The organism is Microcoleus sp. POL10_C6, from assembly GCF_036701585.1.
Lineage (GTDB): Bacteria > Cyanobacteriota > Cyanobacteriia > Cyanobacteriales > Microcoleaceae > Microcoleus.
Genome location: NZ_JAUBRB010000006.1, coordinates 1 through 17,884 on the forward strand (window position 1 = coordinate 1; position 17,884 = coordinate 17,884).

The 17,884-nt window shown below is 45.4% G+C and carries 15 protein-coding genes; 9 read left to right on the plus strand and 6 right to left on the minus strand.

From position 1 onward, the window contains the following. The first annotated feature begins 313 nt into the window (after window positions 1-313). From QUA34_RS04975 to QUA34_RS04995, 5 genes are all read left to right on the plus strand, one after another. On the plus strand, window positions 314-580 hold the full coding sequence (locus QUA34_RS04975; protein WP_333384511.1) for a hypothetical protein: 267 nt from the start codon (window positions 314-316) through the stop codon (window positions 578-580). Between the two features lie 475 nt (window positions 581-1,055). Continuing rightward, on the plus strand, window positions 1,056-1,562 hold the full coding sequence (locus QUA34_RS04980) for a hypothetical protein (protein WP_333327596.1): 507 nt from the start codon (window positions 1,056-1,058) through the stop codon (window positions 1,560-1,562). 280 nt (window positions 1,563-1,842) lie between these two features. After that, the gene (locus QUA34_RS04985; RefSeq protein ID WP_333327599.1) at window positions 1,843-3,876 is read left to right on the plus strand and encodes an ABC transporter ATP-binding protein; all 2,034 of its coding nucleotides are present in this window, start codon (window positions 1,843-1,845) and stop codon (window positions 3,874-3,876) included. A 645-nt stretch (window positions 3,877-4,521) separates the two neighbouring features. Next, on the plus strand, window positions 4,522-8,472 hold the full coding sequence (locus QUA34_RS04990) for a GAF domain-containing protein (protein WP_333384515.1): 3,951 nt from the start codon (window positions 4,522-4,524) through the stop codon (window positions 8,470-8,472). Between the two features lie 327 nt (window positions 8,473-8,799). Beyond that, window positions 8,800-10,098 (plus strand): cytochrome P450, encoded by a 1,299-nt coding sequence (locus QUA34_RS04995; protein WP_333327605.1) that lies wholly within the window; start codon window positions 8,800-8,802, stop codon window positions 10,096-10,098. 111 nt (window positions 10,099-10,209) lie between these two features. Here QUA34_RS04995 and QUA34_RS05000 read toward each other — a convergent pair whose 3' ends face one another. Both QUA34_RS05000 and QUA34_RS05005 read right to left on the minus strand, forming a co-directional pair. Continuing rightward, window positions 10,210-10,815 (minus strand): chorismate lyase, encoded by a 606-nt coding sequence (locus tag QUA34_RS05000; protein ID WP_333072653.1) that lies wholly within the window; start codon window positions 10,813-10,815, stop codon window positions 10,210-10,212. Window positions 10,816-10,877: 62 nt separating this feature from the next. Further along, the gene (locus tag QUA34_RS05005) at window positions 10,878-11,051 is read right to left on the minus strand and encodes a hypothetical protein (RefSeq protein ID WP_333384518.1); all 174 of its coding nucleotides are present in this window, start codon (window positions 11,049-11,051) and stop codon (window positions 10,878-10,880) included. Between the two features lie 3 nt (window positions 11,052-11,054). Between QUA34_RS05005 and QUA34_RS05010 the strand changes: the two genes are divergently transcribed. Next, window positions 11,055-12,674 (plus strand): NAD(P)/FAD-dependent oxidoreductase, encoded by a 1,620-nt coding sequence (locus tag QUA34_RS05010; RefSeq protein ID WP_333384521.1) that lies wholly within the window; start codon window positions 11,055-11,057, stop codon window positions 12,672-12,674. A 76-nt stretch (window positions 12,675-12,750) separates the two neighbouring features. Here QUA34_RS05010 and QUA34_RS05015 read toward each other — a convergent pair whose 3' ends face one another. After that, window positions 12,751-13,302, minus strand: coding sequence for an acireductone dioxygenase (locus tag QUA34_RS05015; protein WP_333327613.1), 552 nt, complete (start codon window positions 13,300-13,302; stop codon window positions 12,751-12,753). Window positions 13,303-13,529: 227 nt separating this feature from the next. On the opposite strand from QUA34_RS05015, the gene QUA34_RS05020 reads away from it, so the two are divergent. The 3 genes from QUA34_RS05020 (at window position 13,530) to QUA34_RS05030 (ending at window position 15,934) form a co-directional block, all read left to right on the plus strand. After that, complete coding sequence (locus QUA34_RS05020; RefSeq protein WP_333384524.1) at window positions 13,530-14,495, plus strand: M48 family metallopeptidase; 966 nt, start codon at window positions 13,530-13,532, stop codon at window positions 14,493-14,495. 219 nt (window positions 14,496-14,714) lie between these two features. Next, a complete protein-coding gene (locus QUA34_RS05025; RefSeq protein ID WP_333384527.1) occupies window positions 14,715-15,140 on the plus strand; it encodes a DUF4359 domain-containing protein in 426 nt (141 codons plus the stop codon). Between the two features lie 227 nt (window positions 15,141-15,367). After that, window positions 15,368-15,934, plus strand: coding sequence for a TerD family protein (locus QUA34_RS05030; protein WP_333384530.1), 567 nt, complete (start codon window positions 15,368-15,370; stop codon window positions 15,932-15,934). 157 nt (window positions 15,935-16,091) lie between these two features. Here the strand turns inward: QUA34_RS05030 and hpsP are convergent, their stop codons facing one another. From hpsP to QUA34_RS05045, 3 genes are read right to left on the minus strand one after another with little or no spacing between them, the layout of a single operon-like run. Then, window positions 16,092-17,312 carry a hormogonium polysaccharide biosynthesis glycosyltransferase HpsP gene (hpsP, locus tag QUA34_RS05035; protein ID WP_333384532.1) on the minus strand — a complete coding sequence of 407 codons (1,221 nt, stop codon included), beginning with the start codon at window positions 17,310-17,312 and terminating at the stop codon, window positions 16,092-16,094. A gap of 47 nt (window positions 17,313-17,359) precedes the next feature. Then, window positions 17,360-17,539, minus strand: coding sequence for a hypothetical protein (locus tag QUA34_RS05040; protein WP_332977946.1), 180 nt, complete (start codon window positions 17,537-17,539; stop codon window positions 17,360-17,362). Beyond that, window positions 17,536-17,883, minus strand: a complete 348-nt coding sequence (locus QUA34_RS05045) for a hypothetical protein (protein ID WP_333156010.1) — start codon at window positions 17,881-17,883, stop codon at window positions 17,536-17,538. Before QUA34_RS05045 ends, QUA34_RS05040 begins: the two co-directional genes overlap by 4 nt. Window position 17,884 lies beyond the last annotated feature (1 nt).

Genomic DNA, 17,884 nt, shown 5'->3' on the forward strand with positions numbered 1-17,884 from the left:
AGATTGCACTCACTTTTTTCACTTCTCTATTTTATTGCGATCGCATTCCTCTTTAAAAACTGTCCGGAGTATTGTAAAATAAATAGTTATTTTAATTTATGAAAGTAGTCCGGCAAAGAATCAAGCTATTCATGAAATTATCGAAACTTACAAGCGCACTTACCAGCAATAGTCAGTGTGGCGGGCTACCAGCGAAGTTAAGGTTTCTTTCTGATGCGGTCATCGAATCAGTGTATTTATGATATTATTTGTGCTGAGCAAGGTCATATCCTCAAAGATAAGTAGGGTGCGGGTGCAAGAAAAATCATAATTTGTGGGTATCGATCGCACACTGCAAAAAATCGCTAGAAAAACCTGCCCGGGAGAAAACAAAAACATGATGAACGACGGCAACCAAAAAGCTGAAGCGCCTGAAACCGAGGATGCACAAAATTTGTCCGGCATGGCGAAAGCTTTTCTTGTGAGCGTGGCTTGGTCTTACGCAGAGGCATTGGAGCGAATGAAACGATCGCGAAATCCACAGCAACCCGCGCCGGAATCTCCGACAGAACAAGTCGAACCCGATCCTGAAAAAAATTAATGAAAGACTATTAATGCGAGCGATTTGCCAAACTATCTGGGGGTGCGATCGAACGCAATAGTCAATTAGCTGTTTTGAGTTAAGAACAATCTACTCAGAACAGCGAACTGTGCAGCTTAAGCCGGATTTGTATTGGATTTTACAACAATAAAAAAAACTGAAAGCCCCGTGACAAGCGAATTTCAAAGGTGGTACCCGCCACGTGATTTATCCGTGGAATCAATCCACAATCTAAAATCTAAAATCCTCAAGCCCCCAAATTTATCCGTGGGGTCAATCCAAAATCTAAAATCTAAAATCTAAAATCGAATGACCCTTCAACAAGCTCAGGAAAAGCTTTAGTCCGGCGATGACAACTGCGTTGCAGGTTTGAACCTCAACCTATATCTGTCCCTAAAAGGGATTTAAACTAAACTAATGTACGGTTTTACCGCTACAGTGTACAAAACAAATAACCAATTTTTAGATCTGTCTCATGTCTAATTCAAAAATGATTGGTAAAGCGATCGCAGGTAGCCTTTGCTTGGGCATCCTCATTAGCTTCAACGCCTCACTCGGCCCCGCATCAGCAGCAACACCAACAATTGCTGAAGCTACAGCCCCGGCCACCAGCAACATCGACACGCAACTTCTAGGCCAATGGCAAGGCACAGCCTCAGGTCAGTCTTTCACCTTCATCTTTGCCCCAGAAGGCAAATTGTTCCTCATGGCTAAAGGCCCCGACGGAGCTGTCCGCGCCCAAGAAATGAGGTACAAAGTTAATCTCGGTGAAAAACCGATGCACCTTGATGTCGGCCTCAGCAGCACACAAACCGTTGAGACTGTTTTTGAGTTGACTGCTGAAGGTCAAATGCGCCTTCAGTTGCAAGGCACCAATCCCGGACAGGCGAGACCTAATGCCTTAAACGAACAGGCAACCGTGTTTAAAAAGGTCTCCGAAGCCACTGCACTTCCTGCTGACACTCAAATCATCGGTTTTTGAGGAAAATTGCAGGCAGAAGGCACTTATGGCAATTGTCAATTGAGTGAGGTACTGATTGGGATTTTCGATTTTCGATTGCGAAATTGCGAAATTGCGAAATTGCTAAGACAGCCGGCGAGTACCTCACCTGGTTGAGATCCGCTATAACTAGCTCTGAGTTTTCTGATTGCCACGCTTCGCGAGGAACGAAGCAATCTTAAAACTTTCCCCGTGCCTTCTGCCTTGAACAGGCCCTGCTACAATCCACTTAATCTCCCTTTAATTTTTGCCATAGACTTCCATGAGTGAAACCGTCCTAGAAGTTCGCAACCTGCGGGTTCAATTTCAATCTGCGGACGCAGGCGATGCGTCTGCAACCGTCAAAGCGGTTGACGGCATTTCCTTTGAGGTCAAGCGAGGGCAAACTCTGGGCATCGTGGGAGAGTCGGGATCGGGAAAATCGGTAACATCCCTCGCTGTTATGGGTTTGCTGTCGAGTTCGTCAACGAAAATCGACGGCGAAATTTGGTTTTATTCCACAAAAGACGGCGCTAGCAATGGGCCTGTGAATCTGCTGGAAATGCCGGACAGGGAAAAACAAACATACCGGGGCAGCCAGATTGCGACGATTTTTCAAGAGCCGATGAGTTCGCTAAATCCCGTTTATACGATCGGATTTCAACTCACAGAAGCCATTTGTTTGCACCAACAGGTGTCGCAGACAGAAGCGCGGCGCCAAGCTGCTTCTCTGCTGCAAGAAGTGAAGCTGCTACCGGCCGACGATGAGATCAGGCAGCGGTGTTTGGCTTTGCGGCAAGAGCATTCCCGGACTGCTGCGGGGAATCAAGCACTTATGGAGGACGATCGCGATTTGATGCAGCTCGTCAACGGTCAAAAACAAGCTATGCTCGATCGCTATCCCCACGAACTCTCAGGCGGCCAAATCCAGCGCGTGATGATTGCAATGGCCATTTCTTGCAATCCAACTTTATTAATTGCTGATGAACCTACCACGGCTTTGGACGTAACCGTGCAGGCAACAATCTTAGCTTTGCTGCGCGAGTTGCGCGACTCTAGAGGCATGGCAATGATTTTTATTACCCACGATTTGGGCGTCATTGCTGAAATTGGCGATACGGTGGCGGTGATGTACCGAGGCAAGATTGTTGAGTGCGGTGCGATCGAACAAATTTTCAGCAATCCCCAACATCCTTACACAAAAGGTCTGTTAGCTTGCCGCCCAACTCTCGATCGGCAACTGCGCCGCTTGCCGACAGTTTCCGATTTTATGGATGTCACCACAAATGCTAGCGGCGAATTAGTAATTGTCGAGAAAAATGCCGATTTAGACGGCGACAACAGCGGGGGAAATCCCGCTTTTGTCACAGGAAAACCGCCTCGGCTGCCGCATATTTCCGGCCCTTTGCTAGCTGTTAATAACTTGCGCGTCGGTTTTCCGGTGCAGGGGATATTTGGCGAAACTCAACGCTTGTTTATGGCGGTAAATGATATTTCTTTTGAGGTTTACCCGGGCGAGACTTTGGGTTTGGTGGGCGAGTCGGGCTGCGGCAAATCAACTTTGGCGAGAGCCTTGCTGCAATTAATTCCGATCGCCAGCGGTAAAGTGTTTTTTGAAGGTCAAGAAATTACGCCTCCTACGAAAAGTAGTTCGGCATCGCAGTGGATGGCTAATTATCGGATGAAAAAAGAGTACGATCGCAAATTGCGCTGGCTGCGGCGCGATATGCAAATTATTTTTCAAGACCCTTTTAGTTCTCTCGATCCACGCCTAAATGTTGGGGATGCGGTGATGGAACCGATGGTGATTCACCGCTTTGGTAAGAACCAGAAAGAACAGCGCGATCGCGGGGCTTATTTGTTGGATAGAGTGGGTTTAAATCCCGATTTTATGCGGCGCTACCCTCACGAGTTTTCCGGGGGACAGCGGCAGCGAATTTGTATTGCTAGAGCTTTGGCTTTGAATCCTAAGTTTATTATTTGCGATGAGTCGGTTTCGGCCTTAGATGTGTCGGTGCAGGCGCAAGTTTTAAATTTGCTGAAGGAGTTGCAAACAGAGTTTGGACTGACTTATATTTTTATTTCTCACGATTTGAGCGTGGTCAAGTTTATGAGCGATCGCGCGATCGTCATGAACAAAGGTAAAATCGAGGAAATTGGCACTGCCGAGCGCATTTACCGCCAACCGCAGCAAGCTTACACGCGACAACTTATAGCTTCTATTCCAGCAGGGAATTTGGAGCGAATTCGGCAACAGCAACTAGGTCGCCAAGCTGCGTGGCCCCCGTCGCCTGCAGATGAATCAGAACAAAATTGATATTTAGTGTTTTAAACTCGTATCAATTACCAATTACTAATTAGCCATTACGCGCGAACATATCGGGCTACCAAAAACTGCTACGAAATTTTTTTTCATTTTATCTTCCCAAATTAGCAGTTTATCTTGATTTTAACTTCATAATTTCTGGTGAAATTCTACCTGCTTGAACTTGACTAACATTCCGGGTTGTTCAAGCCACAGCCAGGGAACTCCACGCAGTATTTTCCTACATCAAACCCTGTTATTTCTAGACGCAAAAAGTGGGGTATAACACGCTACTCTAACACAGTAAGCAGCTTCAGGCTTAGCCTACATAATTAGGTTATGCACCCAGGAGTGCGAGTTTCTGCGTCCAGGACTAGCTAAATTAGGCCAAATGTCCAATGACTAACAACAATATGTCGCGTAGTATTATATGTAAACTCTCTTTCTCTGAGTCGGAAAAATTAGAAAATGCCTACCCCAGCTAAAAAAAGATTGATTGCTACTTCCGTAAAGACACTTAATTGTTTAGCCGGGTTGCGTAAATTTACGCAAATTTTAAAAGGCTAGATTTTGCAAGTTAGAAAAATTTTATAATATTTAAATATTTTTATGGTTATTTTGAATCACTGCAAGTAAAACGCAATCAAGAGTAAAAAAATGAAATCTTCTGTTCGTATTGAAGAATCGAAAAGCACTAAACTATCGAACCTACTGCAACTGTTGTTGATAAAAATTACCGCAGCAGTCACCCGAATAGAAAAGGCAGAAGGCAGAAAGCAGTATGAAAAAAAAATCAGCTTAGGGACGATCGCCCCTGGCAGTGTATTCTCAATTTTGATAATTGTACTGCTTGTCTTAAACGGGTGGCTCGTAGCTGGCAGCGGTGATAATTTCTACGATAGCCAACTCGCCCTGGGATTTTTGGCAATAGCAAATATTGTCTTTTTGGCAGTATCGGCGCGCTCAAACGCATCTGCTGTCGTAGCCCAAAACGATCGCCCATCCAGCGAACCCAACGGGGGCGATCGCTTTTTTAGCCTCTCGCTAGATATGCTGTGCGTCCTTAGTTTTGACGGTTATATAACACTCATCAACCCAGCAGCAGAAAAAATCCTCGGCTATTCCCCAGGAGAAATGATTGGCCAACTCTTCATTGAATTCGTGCATCCAGACGATCGCGAAATTACTTTAAAAGAAGCTGAAAGTATTGCTGCGGGGAATAATACCGTTGGGTTTGAAAACCGCTGGCGCTGTCGAAACGGTTATTACAAGTGGATAGCCTGGACTGCTACCCGTTTCTGCGAGGAAGAATTGATCTATGGTGTTGGCCGCGACATTACCGATAGCAAACAAGCAGAAGCAGCACTGCAAGAGAGTCAGCATTTTGTTGAGCGAATTGCCAATACCAGTCCGAATCTTCTCTTTGTTTACGACGAAACCGAGCAGCGAAATGTCTACAGCAACCGCGAAATCACTGATACCCTCGGCTACACCGCCGAAGAAGTTGAAAACATGGGCAGCAATCTACTGCCCACCATCATCCACCCTGACGACTTAGCTAAATTTCCAGGATATTTTCAGCAATTAGAAAATGCTCCCGACGGCGAAGTTATTGAGTACGAATATCGGGTGCGCGATCGACAAAATTCTTGGCACTGGTTAGTCAGCCGGAATATTGTATTTAGCAGAACCGAGGAGGGAACAATTAAGCAGCGTCTCGGTGCTGCTACGGACATTACAGAGCGCAAAATAGCAGAACAAGCTTTAGCAGAACAATTGAAACTTTCTCTATTCACAGCAGATGTGGGAATTGCTCTAACTCAAAACCAGACTTTGCTTGCAACTTTGCAATATTGCGCCGATGCAGTTGTGCGCCATTTGGATGTTGCCTTTGCTCGGATTTGGACGCTGAATGAAGAGGGAAATGTATTGCAACTGCAAGCAAGCGCGGGGATATATACTCATATTGACGGCGCTCACAGCCGCATTCCTGTCGGTGAGTTCAAGATTGGTTTAATCGCCCTGGAGCGACAACCTCACATCACTAATTCTGTGCAAGAAGATCCCCGAATCAAGGACAAAGAATGGGCCTCACGAGAAGGAATGGTTGCTTTTGCTGGATATCCGCTAATTGTTGACAATCAGTTGCTGGGAGTAATCGCGATGTTTGCTCGCCAGGAGTTGAACGAATCAACGCTGGTTGCTTTAGCGTTAAGTGCCGATGCGATCGCCCTGGGAATTAAGCGCAAACAAACAGAAGAAGCTCTCGCCAGACAAAAGCAAACTTTGAGGGCAATTATTGACAACGCTCCGATTTGGGTGTGGATGGCAAATGCTAGCGGGCGGATGTTATTAGTTAACAAAACTTTCTGCGAAGATGTGGGTATACCTGAATCAAGATTTTTAGCAGCCTCTCACTATTCCGAAGTTTTGGGCTTAGAACAATCTGCTAACTGCATGGCATCTGACGCGCAAGCGTGGAGCCAAGATATTCCATGTTATACGGAAGAAATTATAGAGCTTACTGATGGTGACTATCACCAGTTTGACACAATTAAAACTAAGGTCAAAGATGATTGTGGTAACGCGATCGGCTTAATCGGTTTGGGTTTGGACGTTACAAAACAAAAAGAAGCTCAAAGACAGTTGCAAAAGTCGGAAGCGAGATTCCGCAAATTAGCTGAGCAGGAAGCGCTGCTGAACCAGCTAGCTAGCAATATCCGCCAATCTCTGGATTTAGATACTATTTTGGCGACAACTGTGCAGCAAATTCGCGAGTTGCTCCTGCTCGATCGCTGTCAGTTTATCTGGTATTTACCCGACGCTTCGCCGCCGGTTTGGAATGTGAGATACGAGGCAAAGAATGCCGATTTGCCCTCGCGTTTGGGTTTATATCCTGTCGAGCCAACTGCTTCTATCGGTGAGCGGATTGCCAATTTGGAAATAATTCAGATCGACGATGTTGAGGCATTAACCGATCCAGCCGAACGGGAATTTTTAATGTCTGTAGGGCTTAATTCTCTGCTGGACATTCCCCTTCAAACACCGTCGGGTCAAATTGGCGCGATCCTCTGCGGTTCTTGCAGCGGGGTGCGGCTGTGGAGAGACGAAGAAGTGGAACTGTTAATGGCAGTAGGAACTCAATTGGCGATCGCCATTAATCAAGCCGAACTTTACGAAAAATCTCGCCTCGCCGCCGCCGAATCAAAAGCAGCAGCAATGCAGCAAAAATTGCTCAACCAGCTAGGCAGTCAAATCCGCGCTTCTCTTGATTTAGATACTATCTTGGCAACAACTGTGCGGCAAATTCGCGACTTGCTGCAACTCGATCGCTGTCTATTTATGTGGTATACGCCCGAGGCCGAGACGCCCGCTTGGGATATCATCCACGAAGCTAAAAATGATGACTTGCTGTCGCTTTTGGGTTATTACCCTGCTGAGGTAACGGGGACGCTGGCGCAAAAGATAGCTAATTTGGAAATCTATCAAATAGATGATGTTACAACTTTCAGCGATCCAGTAGAAAGGGAATTCTTTTTGCAGGTGGGTTACAAGTCTGTCTTGGATTTGCCGGTTAAGAGTGCAGGGGGTTTAACTGGAGTTGTTGGCTGCACTTCTTGCCGCGAGGTGCACAGGTGGACAAAAGACGAAGTGGAGTTGCTATCGGCAATTTGCGATCAATTGTCGATCGCCATCAGTCAATCCGAACTCTACACTAAAAGCGTCGATTCAGCCCGGATAGCGCAAGAACAAGCTGCCAAACTCGAAGTAACTCTGTGCGAACTCCAGCAAGCTCAAACTCAGCTCGTGCAGGCAGAAAAAATGTCGAGTCTCGGTCAGATGGTAGCAGGAATTGCCCACGAAATCAATAACCCGGTCAGCTTTATTTTCGGCAATCTTACCTACACAGAAGAATACACCAGAACCCTGATGAAACTGCTGCAAATGTATCGAGATGAATACCCGGAACCTTCTCCAGCGATTCAGGAGGAAATAGAAGTTTTAGAGCTGGATTTTGTGCTAGACGACTTGCCGAAAATGCTGTCTTCTATGCAGGTGGGAGCAACTCGCATCCGGGATATCGTGAGGAGTTTGCGGAATTTCTCTCGCCTCGATGAATCTGACATGAAAAAGGTTAACATTCACGAAGGCATCGACAGCACATTGATGATTTTAGAACACCGTCTGAAAGTTCAGCCTGAGCGCCCCGCAATTCAACTCGTTAAAGAATACGGACAATTGCCACTGGTGGAGTGCTACGCCGGACTCTTAAATCAGGTGTTTATGAATATTATTGCTAACGCTATTGACGTGTTACAAGAACCGCTCGAAAATCCGGGAATTATCCGCATTCGTACAGAGGTAGAAGGTACTCTCGCTGTGATTAAAATTTTTGATAATGGTGCAGGGATGACCGATCAAGTCAAGCAACGGATATTTGATCCCTTCTATACTACCAAACGTATCGGTTCGGGAACGGGGATGGGTTTAGCGATTTCCCATTCAATTATTGTCGAAAAACATAAAGGTGAAATTAAGTGTTTCTCGGTGGTGGGGAAAGGCACGGAATTTAGAATCGAGATTCCGATTAAAAGAACAGAAAATTAAATTGGTTTGTCGGCAAAAATACGAAGGTACATCAGTTGGAAAAACCGGATTTTTTTTACTAACCTTAAGACTGACGCACCCTACAGGCTACCAACCGAGAAAAGTTATTTGACCAGAAATTTGTCGGGTTGACAATATGCACGAGACAACTAAAATGGATATGATATTAAAAATCTAAAATCTAAAATTTAAAATCTAAAATCTCAAGACTCACCCTACAGGCTACCAACAGAGAAAACTTATTTTACCAGAAATTTGTCGGTGCGTATTGCCCACCCTCCAACTAAAATTGATATGATATTAAAAATCTAAAATCTAAAATCTAAAATGGCATTACCTCCCGGCAGTTTCGGTTTACCCCTAATTGGCGATAGCCTCAACTTTTTGCGAGATTCCCAATTTGCCAAAAAACGCCACCAGCAGTACGGGCCCATTTTCAAAACCAGCCTTTTCGGACAGCCTACCGTGTTTATGCGTGGCCAAGAGGCTAGTTTGTTTGTTTTAAGCAATGACAACCGATATTTTGTTGTGACTTGGCCTGCCAGCACGAGAGCGCTTTTAGGGTCGCTTTCCTTGGCACTGCAAACGGGTGCTAACCACCAAAATCGGCGCAAGTTGCTGTACCAAGCGTTTCAGCCGCGAGCGCTGGCGGGCTACATCGGCGGGATGGAAGATATCACTCAGCGCTATTTGGAAAAATGGGCTAAAATGGAAACCATAACTTGGTATCCCGAACTGAGAAATTATACTTTTGATGTGGCGGGTAAGTTGTTAGTAGGGATTGAAAATGGTTCGGAAACGGCGCTGGGACATTATTTTGAAACTTGGTGCAATGGTTTATTTTCAATTCCTTTAGATGTGCCGTGGAGTCAGTTTGGTAAAGCTAAAAAGTGCCGAAAGCTGCTGTTGGCAGAACTTGAAAAGATTATTCGCGATCGCCAGCAAGGAACCCCTAGTGGCAATGATGCTTTGAGTTTGCTGATTTCGGCTCGCGATGACGAGGGAAATAGTTTGAGTTTGGATGAGTTAAAAGATCAAGTGCTGTTGCTGCTGTTTGCGGGACACGAAACTTTAACTTCGGCGATCGCCTCTTTTTGCCTTCTCCTAGCTCAACATCCCGATGTGATGGCAAAAGTCCGCACCGAACAGCAGCAGTTCCCCGCTACGGAACCCCTAACATTGGAGCAACTCAAACAAATGACCTATTTAGAACAGGTGCTGCAAGAAGTGCTGCGTTTAGTTCCACCGGTGGGAGGTATTTTTCGGACAGTCATTAATGCTTGTGAGTTCGGCGGCTATGAAATTCCCAAGGGCTGGACTGTGCTTTCTCAGATAAATCAAACCCATCAGGATAGTCAACTTTATCCTGAACCCGATCGCTTCGATCCCGATCGATTTAACTCCGAGCGATCGGCTAAACCGTTCAGTTACGTGCCATTTGGTGGAGGTTTGCGAGAATGTTTGGGCAAAGAATTTGCCAGGTTAGAAATGAAGTTGTTTGCGGCAAAGATTGTTCGGGAGTTTGAATGGGAGCTTTTACCGGATCAGGATTTGAATTTAATCCGAGTACCGACTCCCCATCCCCGCGATGGTTTGCGAGTAAAATTTCGGCGGAACTATTCTTAAGAACAGGCAAGATGCCTGTTCCACAAGAGATGAATTTTATTGTGGGGAGTAAGGGTTGGGCACGCGAGCCCGCCCTGAAAGCCTGATTGATAATGGTGCAAGATCTCAGCCTCAATCAACATCCAATTGCATCGGCCCCAAATACTTAGTTAAATAAGGAGAAAAAACCTCATAAATCAGAGTCAATGGCTTCCCGTGATGCCAAAACAAATAGTGTCGCCCCCAAAAAGGCCCCGACTCTTCAAACGCTGATTCCAAAGCAGCCGAATTACCGCAATAAATGCCCTGCACATCGCGATACAATTCTGTCCGCAGTCTCGCTAAACTAGCCCAAATTGGCAAAGATTTATTTTGTAAATATTCGTCTACGTGGCTCGCTTCCCACCAAGAAGTTGCATAGGCTAAGCGCTGTCCCGAAGCAGTCCGCAGCCACACTTGTCGGCGCAGGCGCGGCCCCGGAACCGCGACAATTTGCTGGGGCGCGCCGTCTGCGTCTTCACCCACTAAAGACATATCGATCACATCTACTTCTGTTGGTTCCCCTGTCAGCAGTTGCAGGTGACGGGTGGGGGAACCGTCGCCCAAGAGCAGTATTTGCCACGCCGGTGCGAGCTTGGTGTGGGGCAAACCCTTCTGTACTGCGTCTTCGGCTCCTTGCCACAGGGGGTTGAGAGCGTGCCAGGTGCGGCTGTTTTTGGGGGTGAATGTTGCAGTCAAGGGTCTTTACAAAACTTAATTTTTTGTTTATTATAACGCTTCTGCAATTATCCACTCAAAAATTAAAAATTGATCGCCCAATGACGATCGCCCATAGGATGCCCGGTTAAATAGTTATAATACTTCTGTTCGGGATTTTTATTCTTCCTTCTTCCTTCTTCCTTCTTCCTGACATCCGTTACATCCGTTACATCCGTTACATCCGTTACATAATCCGTTGCCGAACTTCCTTCCACTATATGTTACGAATAACCGAAATAAAACTCCCCCTCGATCATCCTCAAGATGCGATCGCCAGCGCCATTCTCAAAAAGCTGCAAATTCCCCCCGAAGAATTGCTCAGCTATTCCATCTTCAAGCGCAGCTACGATGCTCGTAAAAAAGCAGAAATCCTCCTTGTCTATATTGTGGATGTAGAAACGACACAGGAAAAGCAACTTTTGGCGCGCTTCAAAAAAGATCCTCATGTAATGGTGACACCAGACACGAGTTATCGCTATGTAGCCAAAGCCCCCAGCAATTTGACGATTCGCCCCATTGTGATTGGTACAGGGCCGTGCGGGATGTTTGCAGGTCTGATGCTGGCAAAAATGGGGTTTCGCCCCATCCTTTTAGAACGCGGAAAAGCAGTGCGCGATCGCACGGCTGACACCTTTGGATTTTGGAAGAAAAAAACAGAATTCAACCCAGAATCTAACGCCCAGTTTGGCGAAGGTGGTGCGGGTACTTTTTCCGATGGCAAGCTCTACAGCCAAGTTAAAGATCCTCAGCATTATGGACGCAAGGTGTTGACGGAACTTGTGAATGCAGGAGCTTCACCGGAAATTTTATATATTAATAAACCGCATATTGGCACGTTCAAACTGGTGGGAATTGTCCAAAGTCTTCGCGCCCAAATAGAAGCATTAGGCGGAGAAATTCGGTTTCAAAGTCGTGTAGAAGATATCCACATCGAAAATGGAAAAGTGCAGGGACTTACCCTCGCCAGCGGAGAATATATTGCTAGTAATTATATAGTTCTGGCGGTGGGACACAGCGCCCGCGATACTTTTGAAATGTTGTTTTCGCGCGGGGTTTACATCGAGGCTAAACCTTTTTCTATTGGTTTTCGGGTGGAACATCCCCAAACTATCATCGATCGCTGTCGTTTTGGCGATCGCGCGGGCCATAAGCTTTTGGGTGCCGCCGATTACAAACTGGTTCACCATTGCCAAAACAATCGTTCTGTGTATAGTTTCTGTATGTGTCCCGGTGGTTTGGTAGTGGCGGCTGCGTCAGAACCGGGGCGACTTGTCACTAATGGGATGAGTCAATATTCTCGCAATGAACGCAATGCTAACAGCGGGATTGTGGTGGGTATCACGCCGGAGGATTATCCCGGTCATCCCTTAGCAGGAATTGAGTTTCAACGTCGCCTAGAAGAACGGGCATTTGAGTTAGGAGGTGGCACTTACAACGCCCCTGGGCAGCTTGTGGGGGATTTTTTGGCGAATCGTCCTTCCACGGCGCTAGGCAGTGTGCAGCCGTCTTATACGCCGGGAGTTGTGATGACTGATTTGAGCGAAAGTTTGCCAGATTATGCGATCGCAGCTATCCGCGAAGCACTTCCGGCTTTTGACAAACAGATTAAAGGATTTGCGATGGATGATGCGGTTTTGACTGGGGTGGAAACGCGCACTTCTTCACCAATTCGGATTAAACGCAAGGAAGATTATCAGAGTTTGAATACAGAAGGTCTTTATCCTGCTGGGGAAGGTGCAGGATATGCGGGTGGAATCCTGTCGGCTGGGATTGATGGGATTAAGGTGGCGGAGGCGGTTGCTTTGAGTATTTTGCAATCTTCAAACCACAAAATTTGAGGCTGGATTTGAGGATTTTTAGATGATTTGAAGATTGCCCTCAACCGTCAACTGTCAACCGTCAACTGTCAAGTGTTCAAACAGCAGCTAAACGCGATCGAATTTCCGTATCCGTGTACTCCGGCGTCCAGCCTTCTGTGGTGGTAAAATAGCGCACCGCTTTAATTTTCCGGGCTGCTGTCAAATAAAACCAGTGTTCTGTATTCGCCGGCACGTTGATAAATTCTTCCGGCTGCACTGTGAGTTCGACTTGGCTGCCGTCGGGCCGCACGAAGCCGAAAATGCCCTCGCCTGCTACGATATAGCGGACTTCATCATCGGCGTGGATGTGGCACTTGTTGAATTTGGACAGCATGGTGTCCAGGTTGGGAATGTCTGGGTGCAGTACGATTAAGTCTCGCGACTGATAGCCTGCACTTTCCGATAATTGTTGAAAGTAGCCGTCGAGGGCTTGCAGCACTTGCTCTTTTTGATTGTCGTCAAGAGCATCTTTAGCTAACAAATTTTGAATTTCAGCGCTGTCACCCACGGGCCAGCGGTTGAGTTGAATGTTTAAGGAAGCGAGTTCGCGGGTAATGTCGTTTTGTTGAGTGTAGGTTGTACCGTTTTCGAGTTGCAGGATAGCCATTTTTGCACGTTCCAATTTTTGGGTGAGGCGATACACAGGCACTGTGAAAGATGTTTGTCGATCGCGCCTGTACCAGATTCACAATTTTAACGCTAATTTGAACAGGCTTTCCGCCCTGTTCCACAACAGTTCAATATTTGTCGCGATAACATTGATAAGTCAGGCGCCAGCTAGCACCAGCAGCGATCGGCAATCCTGATATCTTAAATGTAACTTTTGCAACAACTATGCCTACTTATACGGGAATTTCTAGTGAAGCATTTCAGCATCCCCTTGATCGCCAAGCTGAGGAAGCGTTACGCAGTGTGCCTGGATTTGACTTAATTGCCAGCAAATTTGTAGAATTTGTCTACGAACGACCGCAATTCGTTTACCTAATGGGAAATAGCATTCAAGTCGGCCCGCGCCAATATGCCAGCATTTATCATATATTTCGCGAGTGCGTGCAGGCTTTAGATGTTTTTCCAGAACCGGGTTTGTTTGTTTCTCAGAATCCCTCAGTTAACAGCTATGCCCTGGGAAAAAACCAGCCTTATGTAGAATTAAACACTGGTCTTTTAGACTTGTTGGACGAGGCGGAACTGCGGGTAGTCTTGGCTCACGAGTTGGGACACATTAAATGCGGCCATCCAACTTTAAATCAAATGGCGATGTGGGCGATGAGCGTTGCCTCGACAATTGGCGAGATGACTTTCGGTTTGGGAAATATGGTCGGTAGCGGTTTAATTTTCGCTTTTTACGAGTGGCGGCGCAAGGCTGAATTGTCGGCGGATCGGGCGGCTTTGTTGGTGACGGATGATTTGAACACTGTGATGAAGACGATGATGCAACTGGCGGGAGTTAGCAGTAAATATGCTGATCAATGCAGTTTGCAAGAATTTATCCGCCAGTCTGACAACTATCAAGAGCTCGATCGAGACAATCTCAACCAAGTGTATAAATTTTTACTTTACAACGGGGGCCAAGGCGTGATGCTGAGTCACCCTTTCCCCGTGGAAAGGCTGAGGTATTTGCGAGACTGGGCCAGTTCCGAGGAATACCGCCAAATTAAGCTGGGGAACTACAAGCGGGCTGTATCCGAGGGCGCGGTTGATGTCAAGTCGCAAACGCCTAACAGTGAGACGGAGGCTTTGCGCCGTCAGATTGAAGAGTTGCAGCGGGAGATCGAGAGGCAAAAATCAAAGCGAAACTAAGTTTCCTCGTCCCCAGGCTCTGCCTGGGAACCAGCTAAATGTTTGTTGAAGATTTACCGGATTTGAGGGAGGGGGAAACGTAAAAGGAAGGTAAACCAGTGAGAGACTTACTCACAACTGGCCTCCAATCTAAAAACTGTCCCCTCCTTTCGGAAATCTGTTTCTGAGGAGGTGTAGTTTAAATCAAGAGAAGCTTATAAATCAACGGGGCTAAAAAAAATGAATATTGATAACGCAATGAATACTAACCAACCAACTTCTAGTTTTTTCGGCAATGTGGGAAAAGTTGCGATCGCGCTGACTCTTCTAGCTGCCGGTATGGCATTTACAAATCCTGGGAGAGACAAATACCTAACTTATGCTTCCGGGGTGCTACAAACCGAGTTGGAAAGCACTGTGTGTAAAGATTCTCGCGTTCCGAAAGCTTTGAGCGGCATTACAGATACTTTGATCGGCAGTTGCAAGAATTTGCTGACTTCGCAGCGCGACACGATCGAAAGCTTGCTCGACAATACAACGCAGCGTCATAATTTAGGCGTTGCCAGTATTTACACAACTGAATTAGGTAAAAAAAGCTATCAAACGGTTGGAGCTTTTGGTAATTTTGTTACCCTGCCACCTAGTTCTGAAAATGTTCAAAATTAGAGTCAAATTAAGTTCACGTGTTGAAACCGGGTTTTTTAGAAAGCCCGGTTTTTGCTTACGTAATCCTCTCTCAGTAAATCTCAATAAATTCGGAGAGCAATAGCACATATTTTTAATGAGACCCGCTATTAGAGAGAAAATATTAAGTTTTCTTAAAGAAGAAAAGTTATTGTCCCACTTAATATTAACATGAACGCTATAAAGTTTGATGTTTAACAAATAAGCAGATGGTAATGCAATTAAGTAAGGGTGAGAGATTTAATATATCTAAAGAAGCGCCCGGTTTGAAAAAAATGGCGATCGCCCTCGGTTGGCAGGTGACAGAGGCAGGACAAAGCTACGAGATTGATGTCTCTGCCTTTATGCTAGGTGCTGACGGCAAAATCCCTAACGATAAATATTTGATATTTTACAATAATCTGCAATCCGGTGACAGTTCGGTACTGCAAGTGATTCGAGATAAAAACAACAGAAGTCAAGAGAATAAAACGATTTACGGCGTTATTTTAAAAAGAGTTAATCCTGAAATTGAGGAAATAACTTTTGTTGTGACTATTCACGAAGCCGATAAAATTAATGGAAATTTTAGCAATATAAAAAATGCTTTTATCAAAATTAGAAATTTGGATACAGGAAACGAACTTGTTCGTTATGAATTAAAAGAGAATTTTTCGCGAGAGACTGCTGTAGAATTTGGTCGCTTGTATAGAAAGAATGGAGAGTGGAGATTTCAAGCGGTAGGAGCAGGATATCAGGCAGGATTGCAGAGTTTTGTTGACAAGTATTGCACCTAAAGTAGCAGCGTTGAAAAAATCTCGCCTGCAAATTCTGATAGCATCAGTACAACAACTCGCAGCAGGAGAAGAAGTAAAAGGTAAACCCCAGTCACATTAGTCAATATAGCAACCGTCAAGACAGTTAGGACGTTGTTAATGGCTGAAACGATAGATTTTACTGCTTCTTCCCTCTTCCTTCTTCCTTCTTCCTTCTTCCTTCTGCTATAGATGACAAAATCTCCTGGTAAGCATCGATGGTTTGTTGGGCGATCGCCTCCCAGTTATAATGCTTTCTTGCATACTCTTGGCCGTTCAATCCCCGGCGTTGACGTTCCTGTGGATTCAGGAGTGCTGATTTGATTGAATTGGCGATCGCCCCTACTTCCAAAGGCCCCACCCAACCAGCTTCTGCTTGCTGTATGTCTTCCGCAATATGTATGCGATCGGAAATGGCGACAGCTACACCAGCGGCCATCGCTTCTGCTACAGCAATGCCAAAGTTTTCGTAATAAGAAGGCAATACAAATAAGTCGGCTTTTGTCAACAGTTCAAGTTTTAAATCACCGCTCACAAAGCCAGTTATTCTTGTGTATTTTGCTAAGCTTGAATTCTGAATTTGTACTTTAATTTGTGTTTCATAATCAGCATCTTGGGGATTTGAACCAGCTAAAATAAAGTGAAACTCTATGCCCGATGCCAAAATACTTTCTAATGCTGGAATTAACAAATTAAGCCCTTTTTTAGGTTCAATTCGCGACATAAATAAGATGATTGGCACTTCTGATTCCCGCAATCTCTGAGGAAACAAACCTGCTCTCACCCCCAATGGAATCACCAAATCCCGTGGCACAGGCATCTTGCCTGTGCTACCCAAACCAAATCTTTCTGAGATTTTAGCCTCTTCTTTACTTGTGAAATGAATTGCGGCAGCGCCTGCTAAATTAGGGCCTTCTAAAAGCGTGGCATAAATCCGTTTCAAGCGCTTTTTTTTCTGCAAATCAGCGGGATCAAGCATACCGCAGGGACGCATAATATATGGCAACTTGTGATATCTAGCAATTGTGGCGGCAAAGGTAGTTACTGGTGAGAAAAGAGCGTGAATATGAGCCAGGTCAAATTGTCGCGCGTTTTCATTTAACCACTGCAATAACGAGAGTGAAAATTTATATCTGCGCCAGGGATAACAGCGGAAATAAATAATCTGATAACCGTTTTGTTGTATTGGTTGATTTAGAGGAACATCTAAAGGAAGTTGACCGATATCTCCGTTAGAATCTGTGGTGATAATGGTGACATCAATGTTTTTTGCTGCGAGGGCCGCAGAAAGTCCGAGTACCATTTGACTTGGCCCGCCGTATACCAAGGAAATTGAGGGGATAATTTGGAGAATCCGCATCAGGGATAGTTATTTAAATCAACATACCAACATCTCCCCTTACAAATTTAATTATCTGCAAAAGGCTGCCCGTCTAGCTGTTCAGCTTCCTCTCTTTTTGTTGCTGTAATTTGGGTATTGTGAGCCATTGTCTTGGAAAATTCATACATTTCACTGGCTTTTGCTTCCGCAGCTTTCACAATTTCAAGGATTTCCAGGAGTAGGCTTTCATCGGGTAATTGTTTCATGGCAATGCTTCTAATCTCTCAACTACTTTGTCTATCATAATTTTCGATTCAGGAGCCATCTTTAGCAAGGCTGCTAAATAATCTCCGGCTTTTTGAACATCTTCATCGGGCACACCAGCCATCAATACATTGCCCACAATGTGCTCGGCTTGTAAGCGAGTACCTGCTACGTTGAATTGAAAATTGGTGATGGAAGAAAAGTATTGCATCAGTATTTCATTCTGGGGAAAAAGAGACATTGCTCTTCTAAGTGCAAAAAGTCCCTGCGTTGCTTGGCGCTCGCTATCGTCTAGTACCTGGTAGAGCTCGTCAACCAAAGAGCGTATCTCGGAAGGAATAGACATT

Bases quoted from the DNA above. Each gene is read 5' to 3' on its own strand.
- QUA34_RS04980 (WP_333327596.1), top strand. From the start codon at position 1,056: ATGTCTAATTCAAAAATGATTGGTAAAGCGATCGCAGGTAGCCTTTGC.
- QUA34_RS04985 (WP_333327599.1), top strand. From the start codon at position 1,843: ATGAGTGAAACCGTCCTAGAAGTTCGCAACCTGCGGGTTCAATTTCAA.
- QUA34_RS04990 (WP_333384515.1), top strand. From the start codon at position 4,522: ATGAAATCTTCTGTTCGTATTGAAGAATCGAAAAGCACTAAACTATCG.
- QUA34_RS04995 (WP_333327605.1), top strand. From the start codon at position 8,800: ATGGCATTACCTCCCGGCAGTTTCGGTTTACCCCTAATTGGCGATAGC.
- QUA34_RS05010 (WP_333384521.1), top strand. From the start codon at position 11,055: ATGTTACGAATAACCGAAATAAAACTCCCCCTCGATCATCCTCAAGAT.
- QUA34_RS05015 (WP_333327613.1), bottom strand. From the start codon at position 13,302: ATGGCTATCCTGCAACTCGAAAACGGTACAACCTACACTCAACAAAAC.
- QUA34_RS05020 (WP_333384524.1), top strand. From the start codon at position 13,530: ATGCCTACTTATACGGGAATTTCTAGTGAAGCATTTCAGCATCCCCTT.
- QUA34_RS05025 (WP_333384527.1), top strand. From the start codon at position 14,715: ATGAATATTGATAACGCAATGAATACTAACCAACCAACTTCTAGTTTT.
- QUA34_RS05030 (WP_333384530.1), top strand. From the start codon at position 15,368: ATGGTAATGCAATTAAGTAAGGGTGAGAGATTTAATATATCTAAAGAA.
- hpsP (WP_333384532.1), bottom strand. From the start codon at position 17,312: ATGCGGATTCTCCAAATTATCCCCTCAATTTCCTTGGTATACGGCGGG.
- QUA34_RS05040 (WP_332977946.1), bottom strand. From the start codon at position 17,539: ATGAAACAATTACCCGATGAAAGCCTACTCCTGGAAATCCTTGAAATT.
- QUA34_RS05045 (WP_333156010.1), bottom strand. From the start codon at position 17,883: ATGTCTATTCCTTCCGAGATACGCTCTTTGGTTGACGAGCTCTACCAG.